This is a genomic window from Chryseobacterium sp. 2P (assembly GCF_059579425.1).
Genome location: NZ_CM184194.1, coordinates 2,422,922 through 2,438,671, shown reverse-complemented (window position 1 = coordinate 2,438,671; position 15,750 = coordinate 2,422,922). Strand labels below are relative to the sequence as shown.

13 protein-coding genes and 1 tRNA gene are annotated in these 15,750 nt (G+C 36.6%); 10 read left to right on the top strand and 4 right to left on the bottom strand.

From position 1 onward, the window contains the following. Positions 1-480 precede the first annotated feature (480 nt). A complete protein-coding gene (locus AC52CF_RS11110) occupies positions 481-2,004 on the top strand; it encodes an FAD-dependent oxidoreductase (protein WP_214589546.1) in 1,524 nt (507 codons plus the stop codon). 11 nt (positions 2,005-2,015) lie between these two features. Continuing rightward, positions 2,016-2,672: a DUF6766 family protein gene (locus AC52CF_RS11105; RefSeq protein WP_496517011.1), complete on the top strand. Its 657-nt coding sequence runs from the start codon at positions 2,016-2,018 to the stop codon at positions 2,670-2,672. Positions 2,673-2,730: 58 nt separating this feature from the next. Here the strand turns inward: AC52CF_RS11105 and AC52CF_RS11100 are convergent. Both AC52CF_RS11100 and AC52CF_RS11095 read right to left on the bottom strand, forming a co-directional pair. Next, positions 2,731-2,815, bottom strand: a tRNA-Ser gene (locus AC52CF_RS11100). A 242-nt stretch (positions 2,816-3,057) separates the two neighbouring features. Then, complete coding sequence (locus tag AC52CF_RS11095) at positions 3,058-3,654, bottom strand: hypothetical protein (RefSeq protein ID WP_214589548.1); 597 nt, start codon at positions 3,652-3,654, stop codon at positions 3,058-3,060. Positions 3,655-3,813: 159 nt separating this feature from the next. On the opposite strand from AC52CF_RS11095, the gene AC52CF_RS11090 reads away from it, so the two are divergent. Next, entirely contained in the window at positions 3,814-4,686 is an 873-nt protein-coding gene (locus AC52CF_RS11090; protein WP_214589549.1) for an AraC family transcriptional regulator, read from the top strand. Between the two features lie 90 nt (positions 4,687-4,776). Here AC52CF_RS11090 and AC52CF_RS11085 read toward each other — a convergent pair whose 3' ends face one another. Continuing rightward, the gene (locus AC52CF_RS11085) at positions 4,777-5,208 is read right to left on the bottom strand and encodes a hypothetical protein (RefSeq protein ID WP_214589550.1); all 432 of its coding nucleotides are present in this window, start codon (positions 5,206-5,208) and stop codon (positions 4,777-4,779) included. Positions 5,209-5,779: 571 nt separating this feature from the next. On the opposite strand from AC52CF_RS11085, the gene AC52CF_RS11080 reads away from it, so the two are divergent. Genes AC52CF_RS11080 through AC52CF_RS11055 form a run of 6 tightly spaced genes read left to right on the top strand, consistent with a single transcriptional unit; the run spans position 5,780 to position 13,062 of the window. Next, positions 5,780-7,252, top strand: coding sequence for a hybrid sensor histidine kinase/response regulator (locus AC52CF_RS11080; RefSeq protein WP_214589551.1), 1,473 nt, complete (start codon positions 5,780-5,782; stop codon positions 7,250-7,252). A gap of 6 nt (positions 7,253-7,258) precedes the next feature. Next, positions 7,259-10,870, top strand: coding sequence for a response regulator (locus AC52CF_RS11075; RefSeq protein ID WP_214589552.1), 3,612 nt, complete (start codon positions 7,259-7,261; stop codon positions 10,868-10,870). Positions 10,871-10,885: 15 nt separating this feature from the next. Then, on the top strand, positions 10,886-11,251 hold the full coding sequence (locus tag AC52CF_RS11070) for a response regulator (RefSeq protein WP_214589553.1): 366 nt from the start codon (positions 10,886-10,888) through the stop codon (positions 11,249-11,251). Then, positions 11,252-12,082, top strand: coding sequence for a CheR family methyltransferase (locus tag AC52CF_RS11065; RefSeq protein WP_214589554.1), 831 nt, complete (start codon positions 11,252-11,254; stop codon positions 12,080-12,082). It begins immediately after the preceding gene. An 11-nt stretch (positions 12,083-12,093) separates the two neighbouring features. Next, positions 12,094-12,666: a chemotaxis protein CheB gene (locus tag AC52CF_RS11060; RefSeq protein WP_496517010.1), complete on the top strand. Its 573-nt coding sequence runs from the start codon at positions 12,094-12,096 to the stop codon at positions 12,664-12,666. Positions 12,667-12,699: 33 nt separating this feature from the next. Then, complete coding sequence (locus AC52CF_RS11055; RefSeq protein ID WP_214589556.1) at positions 12,700-13,062, top strand: response regulator; 363 nt, start codon at positions 12,700-12,702, stop codon at positions 13,060-13,062. Positions 13,063-13,135: 73 nt separating this feature from the next. Here AC52CF_RS11055 and AC52CF_RS11050 read toward each other — a convergent pair whose 3' ends face one another. Continuing rightward, complete coding sequence (locus tag AC52CF_RS11050; protein ID WP_214589557.1) at positions 13,136-13,438, bottom strand: hypothetical protein; 303 nt, start codon at positions 13,436-13,438, stop codon at positions 13,136-13,138. Positions 13,439-13,649: 211 nt separating this feature from the next. Here AC52CF_RS11050 and AC52CF_RS11045 point away from each other — a divergent pair, with 211 nt between their 5' ends. Next, positions 13,650-14,879 (top strand): PQQ-dependent sugar dehydrogenase, encoded by a 1,230-nt coding sequence (locus tag AC52CF_RS11045; RefSeq protein WP_214589558.1) that lies wholly within the window; start codon positions 13,650-13,652, stop codon positions 14,877-14,879. Positions 14,880-15,750: the final 871 nt, after the last annotated feature.

Below are 15,750 nucleotides of genomic sequence, written 5' to 3'. Positions count from 1 at the left end.
TGATATGCAAACATACGAGTACAAAAGATGAACTAAACGTTTATTTAAAGCTGATTATTATAAATGAAAAAGCTCACAATAGTTTTTAAAAATCTTTGATTTTTATTCTTTTGAATGCTTTGATTATTCTGGAAATTCGCTTTAACATTATCTTTTGTCCCTTTTGCGGTTAATTCTGAAATTAGTTTAAAGTTTGCTATAAAAATACCACCTTCAGATTCTTAATTTGAAGGTTTTTTTATTGACGTTTCTGATAAAACAATTTATTCTTGAAATTTCATGACTGCGGTCATAAATCAATAGTTTGTTGAAATTGTAAATTTGAGATAGATGATCTCTCAGATTGATTTATAAATGCAAATTTGTAGTCCGTTGTCAATTCAAAAATGATAATTTTTAGTTGATGATCACATATTATATGCTGCAATAATCTGAGAAAACAAGGGTTAATTGTTTCGGATTTTAATTAAACAATAAATTATGAACAGAGACGGAGCTAGGAAAAGCATTTGGCAGGAAGAAATTAAAAGTTTCTCTTCCGATCCGGATTTTGAAACGGTATATGATGTAGTAATTGTCGGAGGCGGTATTACCGGAGTTTCAACAGCGCTGAAACTTCAGCAGGAAGGAAAAAAATGCATCATTCTTGAGGCATCAAATATAGGTTTCGGAACAACGGGAGGAACAACGGCACATCTTAATGATTTTTTTGATACCACTTTTTCGCAGGCTGTCAAGGATTTTGGTCTCGACAATGCAAAAATATTTGCAAAAGCAGGGCAGGATGCGATTCAACTGATAAAAAATAATATTCAACAGTTTAATATAGACTGTGATTTTGAACATAAATCGGCTTACCTTTTTGCGCTCGACGAAAAGCAGGATAAGCAGTTGAAAGATATTGTGGAAGGAGCTTTAAAAGTAAATCACACGATGCATTTTACCAGAGAAATTCCCTTTCCTATTCCTTTTGTAAATGCGGTACTTATTCCAAATCAGGCTCAGTTTCATCCGGTAAAATATATAAAGGCGCTGTGTGAAGCTTTTTTAAATCTGGGAGGTGAAATTTTAGAAGACTGTCTCTGTGAAAATCATGAAGAACAGGAAGATTTCATTATCGTAACGACCTCAAAAGAAAAGATCAGAGCCAGAAATCTTGTTTATGCAACGCACATTCCTCCCGGTAAAAATGTGCTGAGTTTCGTAAATGCACCTTACAGAAGCTATGCAATGGCGTTCAGCTTAAAAAATAAAAACTATCCGGCGGAACTGGGGTATGATCTTGTAGATCCTTATCATTATTACAGAACTCAGACAATTGGCGGTGAGACACTTTTGATTGCTGGAGGAGAAGATCATAAAACCGGACATGCGGAAGATACAGGAGAATGTTTTTCAAAACTTGAAAATTACGTTCGTAAATATTTTGAAGTTGATCTTGTTTATTTTAGCTGGTCAAGTCAGTATTATGAACCGATAGATGGCTTTCCTTACATCGGAAAAAGTCCGGGAAGTAACGGGAGCGTCTTCGTTGCAACGGGATTCAGAGGAAACGGTATGATTTTCGGAACGCTGTCCTCACAAATTATAACCGATCTCATCCTCAGACGCGAAAATAAATATGCAGATCTTTTTAACCCTTCAAGAATTAAACCGGTTGCGGGAATGGCAGATTTTATAAAAGAAACTGCTGCCGCTGCATTCGATTTTATCAAAGATAAGCTTCTCAAGGAAAAGATTGAGTCTTTGGGAGAAATTACCGAAGGTGAAGCTAAAGTAGTAAAGTATGAGGGGAATTCTTACGCGCTCTACAAAGAATCGAATGGAAAAGTACATCTGTTAAAAAGCAGCTGCACTCATGCACATTGCGATGTACGGTGGAACAGTGCGGAGTTGAGTTGGGATTGTCCTTGTCATGGCTCCAGATTTAATGTGAATGGTAAAATATTAACAGCACCTGCCGTAAAAGGACTTCAAAGGGTTGATTCTGATGAGAATTCTTAAATTTTTCTGAAATGTCTAAAAGAAATTTTTTTTACCGGAACAGTTTAAGTATTGTCCTGCTTATTTTTATGATAATCTGTTTGTTGGGTCAGTTTCTTACAGGCTGGAAAACAGAAAATAAGGAACTCGCCGAAAATGGGAAATCTCTTTTGTCAATAGCAGAGTACATCCACAGCGGACATTTTATTCAGGCAACATTTGAAAATTGGGAAAGCGAATTTCTGCAAATGATGCTGTATGTAATTCTTACCGTCTCTTTAAGGCAGAAAGGATCCAGCGAATCTAAATCCTTAGATGAAAAAGAGGAGGTTGACAGAGAGCCTAAAGTGCATCCGAAAGGTCCATGGGCAGTAAAAAAAGGCGGAATCTGGCTTCAATTGTATAAGCATTCCTTATCGACGGCATTTGCGGTTTTGTTTTTGGCGAGTTTCCTGATGCATTTTTATGGAAGTCTGAAAGATTATAATGAAGAACAGATTATGAAAAATAAAGAGACAGCAACAGCGTTACAGTATATTGTGGATTCCAGATTCTGGTTTGAATCTTTTCAAAACTGGCAAAGCGAATTTCTTGCGGTATTTTCACTGGTCGTTCTCTCCATCTGGCTCCGTGAAAAAGGCTCCCCTGAATCTAAACCCGTAGATGCCGCGCATGATGAGAACGCCTGAATTTTCAGATGGGATAATAAAAAAATCCTTCAAAATTTACTTTGAAGGATTTTTTTTGCGGAGAGTGAGGGATTCGAACCCCCGGACCTGTTACAGTCAACAGTTTTCAAGACTGCCGCAATCGACCACTCTGCCAACTCTCCAGAAACACCGATTGTATCGTTGTTTTCAGTGGTGCAAATATAGAAAGATTTTTTTATTCCCACAAAATAAATTTTCAGGTTTTGCTGAGAAATATTAAAAGCTACTTAATATCAGTAAGATAATTTTAAAAAAAATTAAGGCAGCCATTTCTCCGTGATTTAAAAAAAGAAAAGCTGCCTTAATAAACTAATTGTACGTAAAATTTTAATTCCGATATAAGTACGGAAATGTATAGAATCTCTTATTTTAAAGTGATTGTTCTGTTGAATGTATTGCCGTTTTCTTCAATACTGATGATGTATTGGTCTGCAGTTTTAGGATCAAAATTAAAAGTCATATTCAGTTCGTTGGCATTTCCTTCTTTCACGGAAGAATAATACGTATTTCCCGAATAATCGGTTACGGAAATATTTACCTTGTTTTTCAGATTGGCAATATGCAGATTAACAATATTTCCGGAAATGCTGTATTCCGGTTTACTGATAACCGCGAAAGGAGTCTTTTCAATAGTTACCGTATGATCATCACTGATTTTAATCTTATATTTTTCGATCTTTTGTTCAGATTCCGCTATAAGATAATAGGTTCCCTCTGTCAAATCTTCAAGATTGTAGGTTTTAATAACGGAATCCTCTTTCTCAAGCCTCTCCGAAAAAACCTCCCCGTAAGAATCATTATATATAATCAGCGATAGATTTTTAGCATTGCTCAATTCAAAACTTAAAGTTTTGGATGTTGTCGTTCCAAAAGAAAGAGAAAAATCTCTGTCTTTAGCCATTGCTTCTGTAGAAACAAAAAGAAATCCTGCAAAGAAAACGGACTGTAATAATTTTTTCATAATGATAAGGGTTTTATTATCAGTTATTTATATTGCAAATGTAGACTTCTTTTAAGACAGCTGCTACCATACAATTTTCATATTTATGTTTTATTTTAACCTTTATTTTTATTAATTAATAAATATTTGTTAATTTTGTGTATGATTTAACCGTTGGCTATGAAACATTCGCATCCTGCTTTTGAAGCTGTAAAACCCAATATTGGAAGCAGTTTTACAAGTCTTAAATTCCTTCGTAACGAAAATATAAAATCTCATGTCTGGCATTATCATCCGGAAATAGAGCTGATTTTTGTATGCGGAGGTTCCGGAAAAAGGCAGATTGGAAGTAATATTTCCTATTTTTCAGACGGAGATCTTGTGCTTATGGGAAGTAATCTGCCGCATTGCGGAATGACGAATGAAAACACCAATAACGATTACGAAATGGTTATTCAGTTTAAACCCGATTTTTTAGGAGAACATTTCTTCGGACTTCCCGAAATGCAGAGAATTTCTGCTCTCTTGGAAAAATCAAAGGCAGGAATTGTTTTTTCTGAAAATATTAAAAAAGAAATAGGAGAAAAAATCGTGGAAATGCACGAGTCTTCCTCTTTGGAAAAACTTGTGAAATTTTTGCAGATTCTGGATACTTTGGCTTCAACTTCAGATTACAGAATTCTCAATGCCGGAAAATATTATCTTCAGACTCAGGTGGAAGATAATGAAAGGATTAATCTTATTTTTAATTATGTAAAAGACCATTTTAAAGAACAGATAACCCTGGAGCAGGTTGCGGATCTTGCCAATATGAGAGTGCCTTCATTTTGTCGTTACTTTAAAAAAATTACCAATAAGACCTTTACTCAGTTTGTTAACGAATACAGAATTACCCATTCACTCAAGCTTCTTGCCGAGCAGCCTTTAAGCATTACTGAGGTTTGCTTTGAATCCGGCTTTAATAATTTCAGTTATTTCAATAAGACTTTCAAAGAATATACACAGAAAAGTCCCTCTCAATACAGAAAAGAATTTAATTTTCTGATAGATTAATTTTATCAAAAAAAAGAAGTATTTAAGGTAAGTTGTAAAGCTTACATTCTTAAATACTTGAATAGGAAAGGGTAAAATCGAATATTTCAGTTAACGGAATTTTCTGCCCGAACTTCCATAATGATTGGCAGAGCTTAGTCCGTGAAAATTATTGTAGGTGTGGTAAAGATCCTTAAAATAGATTTCATTATCAGTTTCCTGTTTTTCAGGAACAAAATGATTGGTGGGAATGTTGTAAATTTCCTTTTGAGAATATACCCTTTTCTGAATGGCTTTCTTTGCGCAATTACAATTCAGATGATCATTTTTTTCATGTTCAGTAAGATCCATGATGATGACTTTTGTATTTTCTAAGTTTCTGTATTTATCAAAAGTTTTCTGATCCAGAGTAAACGCAGGTTCGCCATGATATAAAAAATGGTCGACGATTTCCGGATGATAAGTATGTTTGGAATCGAGTGGGGCAGCGGAAGTGTAGCCTTTGCATTCTGTACATTGGGCAACTTGTATCTGTATCGGCATATCTATGATTTTAAGTGTGTCTTACTTATATCACAAGTTGTGCCATCATCTTTACTTTTTTAAACAAATTGATGAGATTTAAGAATAATATTCAGAAAATAAGTGCTTTAAAAAAGTGAAATATGTTGAATAAAATACATAAAAAAATCCCCGACTTTCGGCGGGGATAAAAACTAATAACCATGAAAACTCAAATTAAACATGAGAAATTCACTGCAAATATAAGAACAATAAAACAAACCCACGCAATAAAACGTGGGTTAATTTTGAAAAATATATTTAAGTGAAAAAGTGTTGTTATCCTGTATTCAAACACTGTGCCGTGAATAATTTTATTAAATTAAAATTTTAACTAAAAATGTGGTATGTGGTTAAAATTTTACTCTTAAATCACTGAATTGAAGAAAGAAAAAAAATCAGAATTTTTTTTTAAAAATTTACAGATGATAAATTTTTTTTCAGCTATTGTGGTATGTGTTTTGATAATAGGTAAAAAATTCCTGTTTTTCGAAATATTGTGAGTATTTTTGAAGCTGAAGTAAATATAATTAATTATTGATTTTAAGTTTATATGATCTTAATTGTTGATGACAACCAAAGTAATCTCTATTCACTCAAAAAATTACTCGAATCCAAGGATTTTCAGGTGGATACAGCCGATTCCGGTGAAGAAGCTCTAATAAAAGCTTTGAAAAATGATTACGCACTGATTATTTTGGATGTTCAAATGCCGGATATGGATGGCTTTGAAGTCGCGGAAACTTTAGCAGGATACAGCAAAACAAAGGAAGTACCTATTATTTTCCTTTCGGCTGTAAATACCGAGAAAAGATTTATCACACGCGGCTATGCTTCCGGAGGAAAAGATTATGTAACGAAACCCGTAGATCCGGAAATTCTGATGCTGAAAGTAAAAACCTTCTACAACCTTCAGGAGCAGAATCTTGCGATGAAAAAAACGCAGCAGAGTCTTGAGCTTGAGGTAAAAGGAAGAAGAGAATCTCAGGTAACCATGAAATCGCAGATCGATCATTTTCATTTAATGCTTGAATCTCTCCCTCAGATTGCTTTTACCCTGAATGAGCAGGGAATAGTAGATTTCGTAAACGGTAAATGGTATGAGTATTCTGATTCTGAAAAAGACTTTCCCGAAACGCATCCGGATGATTATAAAATTAAAGAAGAATTTGAACGATGCAGGAAAAGAGGAAAATCCTTAGATCTTGAAGTCAGGATAAAAAATAGAGAAACGGGCGATTTTCGCTACCATCTTTTGCGCGTAACTCCCGTGTACGAAGAAAACGCAATCAAAAACTGGGTAGGAACCTTCACAGATATAGACGATCAGAAGAAGGTGGAAAAAGAAAAAGATGAATTCCTGAGTATTGCGAGCCACGAACTAAAAACGCCTTTAACCAGTATAAAAGCATATGTACAGCTGCTGGAAAGAAAATTAAAACTTGATAAAGAAAGTGCGGAAGCCGGTTTTCTTACCAAAGTACAGGATCAGATCGAAAAACTGAATACTTTAATTACAGATCTTCTTGATGTTTCCAAAATCGAAAACGGAAAGCTGAAAATCACCAAAAAACCTACAAATCTGGAAGGCGTTATCAGCAACGCAATAGATACAATAGTGCAGACTCACGAAAGCAGAGTGAAGATCAAACGAGACGGAGTAAAACCGGATATTTTGATTCCGCTGGATGAAATTCGTATCGAGCAGGTTCTCATTAACTTTTTAACGAACGCCATAAAATATTCACCACAGAACAATCAGGTTATTGTAACCACTTTTGTAGATGAAGAAGAACAGGAAGTAAGAGTAAGTGTTACAGACTTCGGAATTGGGATTCCGGATTTTAAGCAGGAAGCTGTTTTTAATAAATTTTACCGTGTAGAAGAATCTTCACTCCAGTTTCAGGGAATGGGGATCGGTCTTTTCATCTGTTCCGAAATCATCAAACAGCACCACGGAAATATTGGAGTTTCCAGCAAAGTAGATGAAGGATCTACGTTTTATTTCACTTTACCTTTAAATTAATTTTCCATGCCGAAAAAATTTATAAGAAATCTTCAGTTCGGGGTAGGATTTTCCATCCTGATCCTGATCGCAAGTTCACTGGCTTCATACTTCAGTATACAGAACCAGATGGATCACCGCGAAAGTGTTGGTAAAAGCAGACGTGTCGTAACGGCAGTAAAAGATGTTTTGGTGGCTGTTCTGGATGCGGAAACAGGAAACAGGGGATATCAGCTTACCGGTCAGGAAAGTTTTCTGGAACCCTTTAAAAGAAGTATTTCTGAATATTCCAAAACCTTTGAATATGCAAGAAGTCTCGGAATTACAGATCCGCATCAGAAAAGACTTCTGGATCTGCTGGAGAAAAATGTAGAGATGAACCTTGCCAACATGAAGCTCTTTGTAGAAAACCGAAGAAGAGGAGTCATGATGACGCAGGAACAGATCGAGGAAAGCAAGCAGCATATGGACCGATGCAGACAGATTGTAAAAGAATTTTCTCAGTACGAAGAAAATCAGCTTGCCATAAAAACCAAAGATCTTAATAAATCTTCCCGAACTACCGTTTTCTTCATTATATTTTCTTCTATCGCAGCAGTTGTGGTTACTGCGTTTTTCTACATCAAATTAAGAGCAGATCTCATCAGAAGAGACAAACTTGAAAAAATGCTGAAAGCAAAAGATCAGGAAATGTCCAGAAGAGTAAGTGCCATTAAGCAGATTGCCAACAGAATTGCCAACGGAGATTATGACCAGAGAGTCGTAGATACGGCAGAAGATGATCTCGGAGAATTGGTAGATTCTTTAAATAATATGACGGAGTCCCTGAAATTGTCTTTCGATACCATTAATAAAAGTGACTGGAGACAGAAAGGTCTTGCCATTCTTAATGAATCTCTCGTAGGAAACAAATCGGTGAAAGACGTTGCCAAAGCATCTCTTCATCAGCTTATCGAATACGGCAACTGCATCAATGGTTCAATCTACCTCTATGATGAAGGATTACTTAAGCTGAACGTAGCTTTTGGTCTGGAAAACAACATGAAAAAAGTTTTCGAGCCCGGAGAAGGAATGGTAGGTCAGACTTTCATCAGCGAAAAAACTCAGGTGTACAATAATCTTCATGAAGATGATTTTGTGGTAACCTTTGCAAGCAGCACCATTCAGATTTACGGTATTATGCTGATCCCGATTTTTGCAGACGGTTTCATCATCGGAGTTCTGGAATTAGGTTCAACTACCAACTTTGAAAAAGACAGAGTCGATTATTTCGTAGAGTGCAGCAGAAATATAGGAATTGCTTTAAGCGCAGCAAGAGGCCGCGAAAAAGAACAGCAGTTACTTGAAGAAACACAGGCGCAGTCAGAAGAACTGCAGGTGCAGCATTCCGAGCTTGAAAATCTGAATACCGAGCTCGAAGCACAGACCCAAAAACTTCAGGCTTCGGAAGAAGAGCTGAAAGTTCAGCAGGAAGAATTAATGCAGGCAAATGCAGAGCTGGAAGAACGTTCAAGATTATTGGAAGAAAAAAATCATCTGATTGCAGAACGCAACACAGAAATTCAGAAAAAAGTAGAAGAACTTGCGCTAAGCACGAAATACAAATCGGAGTTCCTTGCAAATATGTCTCATGAGCTTCGTACACCGCTGAATTCAATTCTCCTTCTTTCCAGACTGATGGCAGAAAATCCGGATGAAAATCTTAATGAAGATCAGATCGAATCCGCTAAAGTTATTCAAAGCTCAGGAAGCAGCTTATTAACGTTAATTGATGAAATACTGGATCTTGCAAAAATAGAATCAGGAAAAATGACTCTTGAATATCAGGATGTGGTGATCAATGACGTGGTAAAAGATTTAAAAGACCTTTTCAATCCGGTATTTCAGGAGAAAAAGCTAGAGTTTAACATCAATATCGACGAATCCGTTCAGAAAAACATTGAAACCGACCGTTTAAGAGTCGATCAGGTTTTGAGAAACCTATTATCGAATGCGCTAAAATTTACTACAAAAGGAAGCATCGATTTAAATATTAAAAAAGATCCTAAAAAAGCAGATTTTATCATCTTTTCCGTAAAAGATACGGGAATCGGGATCGCAGAAGACAAACAGAAAATCATTTTTGAAGCATTTCAGCAGGCAGACGGTTCTACAAGAAGAAAATTCGGCGGCACAGGTCTCGGATTATCGATCAGTCGTGAAATTGCCAGATTATTAGGCGGAGAGCTTACCTTAAAAAGTAAAGTGGATGAAGGAAGTGAGTTCAGTTTAAGCATTCCTGTAAAAGCAGTTCCTGAAGTTCCTCATGTTGAAAAAGATCAGAATCTGGTAGAAATCATCCGTGAAGATGTTGAAGAAATCCAGAATATTCTTGATGAAAAACAGACGGAAGAAAAAGAAGCGGTGAATACACTTCAGATTCCTGAAAATGTGGACGATGACAGAAATACCATTCAGGAAGGAGATAAAACCATTTTGATTATCGAAGATGATACCAATTTTGCCAAAGCATTGCTGAAATATGCTCATTTGCAGAACTATAAAGCTGTGATTGAAGTAAGAGGAGACCGCGGTCTGGCTGCTGCACTGGAATATCGTCCGCAGGCAATTCTGCTGGATGTTCAGCTTCCTGTAAAAGACGGATGGCAGGTAATGGATGATTTAAAATCCAATCAGGAAACAAAACACATTCCGGTACACATGATGTCTGCGCTTCATGTAAAGAATGAAAGTCTGATGAAAGGTGCAATTGATTTCATCAGCAAACCTGTTGCACTCGATCAGATGACGGATGTTTTCAGAAAGATTGAAGAAGCCCTTAAAAAAGGTCCGCAGAAAGTATTAATTGTAGAAGAAAACGCAAAACACGCAAGCGCATTGTCTTATTTCCTCAGCAATTTCAATATTTCGTTGTCGGTAGAAAATAATGTGGAAGACAGCGTAAAAGCTTTAACAGCCAATCATGTAGACTGCGTCATTCTGGACATCGGAGCTTCAAGAGGAAACGAATACGAAATTATAGAATCCATAAAAAGTTATGAAGGGCTGGAGAATCTTCCGATCATCATCTTTACCGAAAGAAATTTATCCAAATCCGAAGAACTGAAAATCAAGCAGTATGCAGATTCTATTGTTGTAAAAACAGCACATTCTTACCAGAGAATTCTGGATGAAGTAGGATTGTTCCTGCATCTGGTGGAAGAGAAAAATAATTCCATTGAAAACGTAAGAAGCAAAACAATGGGATCGCTTACGGAAGTTTTAAGCGGTAAAAAAATACTCATTACCGATGATGATGTCCGAAATATTTTCTCCCTTACCAAAGCACTGGAAAAATATAAAGTGGAAGTTGTTGTCGCCATGGATGGAAACCATGCGATTCAGCAGATTAAAGAAAATCCTGATGTGGATGTTATTTTGATGGATATGATGATGCCTGAACTTGATGGTTACGAGGCAATCAAAGAGATCAGAAAAATGCCTAAATTCAAAAGACTGCCGATTATTGCCATTACAGCAAAATCCATGATCGGAGAACGTGAAAAATGCATTACCGCAGGGGCTTCAGATTATATCTCCAAACCGGTGGATATCGATCAGCTGCTATCCTTACTCCGTGTTTGGTTATATGAAAGTTAAACAGCTAAAATTCTGATGAATAAAAAAATTCTGATCGTGGACGACGATCCGCGGAATATATTTGCTTTAAAGCTCACCCTGAAAGCCAGAGGCTACCAGATTGAAAGCAGTACAATGGCACAGGAAGCCATTGAAGTTTTAAATAAAGACAACCATTTTGATGTGGTTCTGATGGATATGATGATGCCGGAAATGGATGGGTATGAAGCCATAAAGATGATAAAAAATACCCCTTCTATCAGCAATATTCCCGTAATCGCAGTTACTGCACAGGCAATGCCGGAAGACCGCCAGAAATGTCTGGATGCGGGAGCTGCAGATTATGTTTCCAAGCCGATAGATGTAGACCTTTTAATGAACGCTATTGAAAAATTATCGTAAATGCTGGAACCAAGTATTGTAAAAGATGAAGAAGTAGAGTATCTCATAAAAGATGTCTACGATATGTATGGTTACGATTTTTCAGAATACAGCCGCGCTTCCTTCAAGCGCAGGGTGAACCGTATATGCCTGATCGACAGATTTACAAGCTTTGCCGAGTTGAGATATACAATACTTAATGATCCGGAATACCTGAAAAGATTCATCGAAGAAATTACCGTGAACGTTACGGAAATGTTCCGCGATCCTCAGTTTTTTAAAGCATTACGGGAGAAAATTCTTCCGCAGTTAGGAACTTATCCGCTCATCAGAATCTGGGTGGCGGGATGTTCCACAGGTGAAGAAGCCTATTCCATGGCTATTTTGCTGAAGGAAGCAAATCTTTACCATAAATCTTTAATTTACGGTACAGATCTTAATCCTTCCGTTCTGGAAACAGCAAGAGCCGGAGTTTTTCCTTTACAGCAGATGAAACTGTATTCCGAAAACTACATTTTATCGGGCGGGAAAAAAGATTTTTCAGATTATTATACCGCGAATTATGACAGTGTAAAATTTGATAAAAGCCTTCAGGAAAAGCTGATTCTTTCTACGCATAATCTCGTTTCAGACAGCTCTTTCAACAGTTTTCAGCTGATTATTTGCAGAAACGTTCTTATCTATTTCGATCGGGGACTTCAGGAAAGAGTCTTCCGTCTTTTCGACAACAGTCTGGAAAATTTAGGTTTTTTAGCTTTAGGTGCAAAAGAAACGCTTAGATTTTCTAAATTAGATAAAAATTATAATCAGGTGGATGATCAGAAGATCTGGAAAAAAGTAGATCATCAGTAAGCTGTTTTATCATGAAAACGAATAATACAAATATTGAACTGATTGCTATCGGAGGTTCCGCAGGAAGCTTGCAGGTCATTCTCGAAATGATTAAAAAAATAAAGGAAAAGCTGGATTTTGTCATTCTGCTTGTGGTTCACAGAAAGGCACATTCCAACAACATTCTGCAGACCTTGTTGCAGCAGTTTTCGCCTGTAGAAGTTATTGAGATTGAGGATAAAACAGAAATTCAGAACAATAAAATTTACATTGCTCCCGCAGATTATCATTTATTGTTTGAAAATAAAAATCTGATGTCTCTGGACAGCTCGGAAAAAATGAATTATTCCCGCCCTTCTATTGATGTCACCTTTAAATCTGCGGCGGAAGTGTATGGTGAAAAAATGATTGGTGTACTGCTTTCCGGAGCCAATGCAGACGGAGTGGAAGGTTTAGCATACATCAAAAAAAATAACGGAAAAGTCTGGATTCAGGATCCTGAAACCGCAGAAGTGGATTATATGCGGAAACACGCCGTAGAAGAGATTGATTTTGACCTCATTATTAAACCCGATAATCTGGCAGATTACATCAATCAGTTATAAAAAAATGTAACCCCTAACTAAAGTTAAGTATATATGAATAAGAAGAAAATTTTGATTTTTGATGATGATAAAACTATTTTGGAAGTCATCACCATCATTTTTGAAGAAAATGGTTATCAGGTCGAAATTTCGGAAACTTCACATGATATTTTGGAGAAAGTAGAACAGTTCCAGCCGGATGTTATCCTTATGGACAACTGGATTCCCAAAATTGGTGGAGTGGAAGCAACAAGGCTTCTGAAGAATCATCAGGAATTTAAAAGCATTCCCGTGATCTATGTAACGGCAAATAACGACATTGTGGCTCTGGCGCAGGAAGCTCAGGCGGATGATTATGTTGCCAAACCTTTTAATCTTGAAGATTTAGAAGACAAAGTAGCAAAGTACCTGCAGTAATCTTCGGAAAGTTTAAAGTAATTCTCTTAAAAAATAAAACTCCCTGTACAAAAAGCTGTACAGGGAGTTTTATTTAAACAATTTCCTGCATTTCCCGCGAATCTGCTTCCGGATAATCCTGAACTGCTTTTCTCATCTGTTCTGTGGTACAGACGCCGATATTAATTTCTGTAATTACAGATGTCAAAACCGTTTTTATATCGGGGCTGGACAAAACTCTTTCAGAGAAAGTAGTTGCTATAATAGGTTTTTTGGAAACCAGATTTTCGGTAAATGTATATTCTCCTTTTAAATCAATTTCTGTATTGAATTGCAGTTTTATGACTAACTTTAAATAGTTGTTTATTAAATCTTTATTGGCTAACAGGTTTTCCATCTTCAACGTGTTTATATTAATTATAATAATATTCATGCCATACTTTCATTTTAAGTCTTAAAATTTTCTTAATCAATTATTGAAATTTTAAAGAAATTCTATTATCAGTGTAACCGATTGAATATTTTGCGGGAATTCCACGACGATAGGATTTACGGCAGGTAATTTGTTTTTGAAAATAAAATTCTTCAGTACACCAAAATCTCGAAATATGAAAATAACAAGCTATTATGGATTAATTGCCGTGTCTTTATTACTGGCAAACTGTTCAGACACTATCGATGACAGCGGCGGAAATAACGGACTATCACTTCCTCCTGTTGAGACCAATTCGGCAAATACCAATTATCAGCCGGCTTTTGCAGGACAGACCAGAGCGAATGGCGCAAAAACTTCCACACCTTATGTAAGTGAAGTTGTTACCTCATCATTAGCTTCGCCGTGGGGAATTACATCTCTGCCGGATGGAAGACTTCTCGTAACCGAGAAAGCAGGAACCATGAGGATTATAAGCAGTAGCGGAACTGTAAGCAGTGCTATAACAGGACTTCCTTCCGTGAATTCCGGAGGGCAGGGTGGTCTGCTTGGCGTTTGTGTAGATCCGCAGTTTACTTCCAACAGAATGGTATACTGGGTTTTCTCTGAAAATGTTTCAGGCGGAAATATAACCTCAGTAGCCAAAGGAAGACTCTTCAGCTCAGAAACTATGATTGAAAATCCTGTGGTGATCTATAGGGCAAATCCTTCTGCCAATGTGGGAAATCTTCATTACGGAGGAAGAATTGCTTTTGATAACACAGGAAATCTCTTTGTGAGTACGGGAGAACGTTCCGATCTTTCTACAAGACCTCTTGCACAGTCTGTAACCGCAGCTTTAGGCAAGATCCTGAGAATTACAACCAGCGGACAACCCGCTCCCGGAAATCCTTCATTTTCGCAATCCGGAGCTTTGCCGGAATTATACAGCATCGGGCACAGAAATCCGCAGGGAATTGCCATCCATCCTGTAACGGGAGAATTATGGCAGAGTGAACATGGACCGAGAGGTGGAGATGAAATCAATAGGGTTTTAGCTGGTAAAAATTATGGCTGGCCAACCATTACTTATGGAATTGAATACAGCGGAGCCACCATCGGAGCCGGAATTCAGCAGCAGGCAGGAATGGAACAGCCTGTTTATTACTGGGATCCTGTAATTTCGCCAAGCGGAATCACTTTTTATAAAGGAAACACCATTCCGGAATGGCAGAATAATCTTTTCGTAGCTTCCTTAAGCGGAATGCACATTGCGAGACTGGTTATGGAAAACAACAAAGTAATAGGCGAAGAAAGGCTTCTTTCAAACGAAAACCAGCGTTTCAGAGATATTACACAGGGAACAGATAGTAATTTATATGCGGTGACGGACGGAGGCAGACTCTATCGAATCCGTAAACAGTAATTTCAAAGATTTTAAGAATCAGCGCCGGAAAAAGATGAAATATCTTTTTCCGGCTTTTTTTAAAGACTACATTTTCAGACTAAAAAAAGATAATGTAAAAGACTTTAACAAACTGATCTTGTCCAAAACTTTTTAAATACGATGATTAAAATTAACATGAATTTAATTCAAGAACAATACAAATTATCAGTAGGAATGGGCTTTAGCCCATTTTAATCTTTCTAAGAAATAAATTGGCTTTAGCCAAAACTTAAAGTGAAATTAAAATTTCAGAGACTTATAAATCATGATTATCATTAGCTGAGTTTACGCCGTTGCGCTCGAAAAAATATTCACACAAATTTTAAAGCAGCCTCAGCGAACTTAGCGTTTTTAAAAAAAAACGTTAAGTGTGATGACTAAAATTAACGTGAGTTCAATTCAAAACCAATACAAATTATCAATAGGAATGGGCTTTAGCCCATTTTAATCTTTCTAAGAAATAAATTGGCTTTAGCCAAAACTTAAAGTGAAAAAAAATTTCAGCGATTTAAAAACCATGATTATCATTAGCTGAGTTTCACGCCTTTTGCGCTCGAAAAATATTCTCATAAATTTCAAAGCAAAACTCAGCGAACTTAGCGTTTTCAGAAAAGAACATTAAGTGTGATAATGAAAATTAACGTGAGTTCGATTCAAAATAAATACAAATTATCAATAGGAATGGACTTTAGTCCATTTAAATAGTTTTGCGAAATAAAATGGCTTTAGCCAAAACTTAAAGTGAAATAAAAATTTCAGAGATATAAAACCATGATTATCATTAGCTGAGTTTCACGCCGTTGCGCTCGAAAAATATTCACATAAATTTTAAAGAAAACCTCAGCAAACT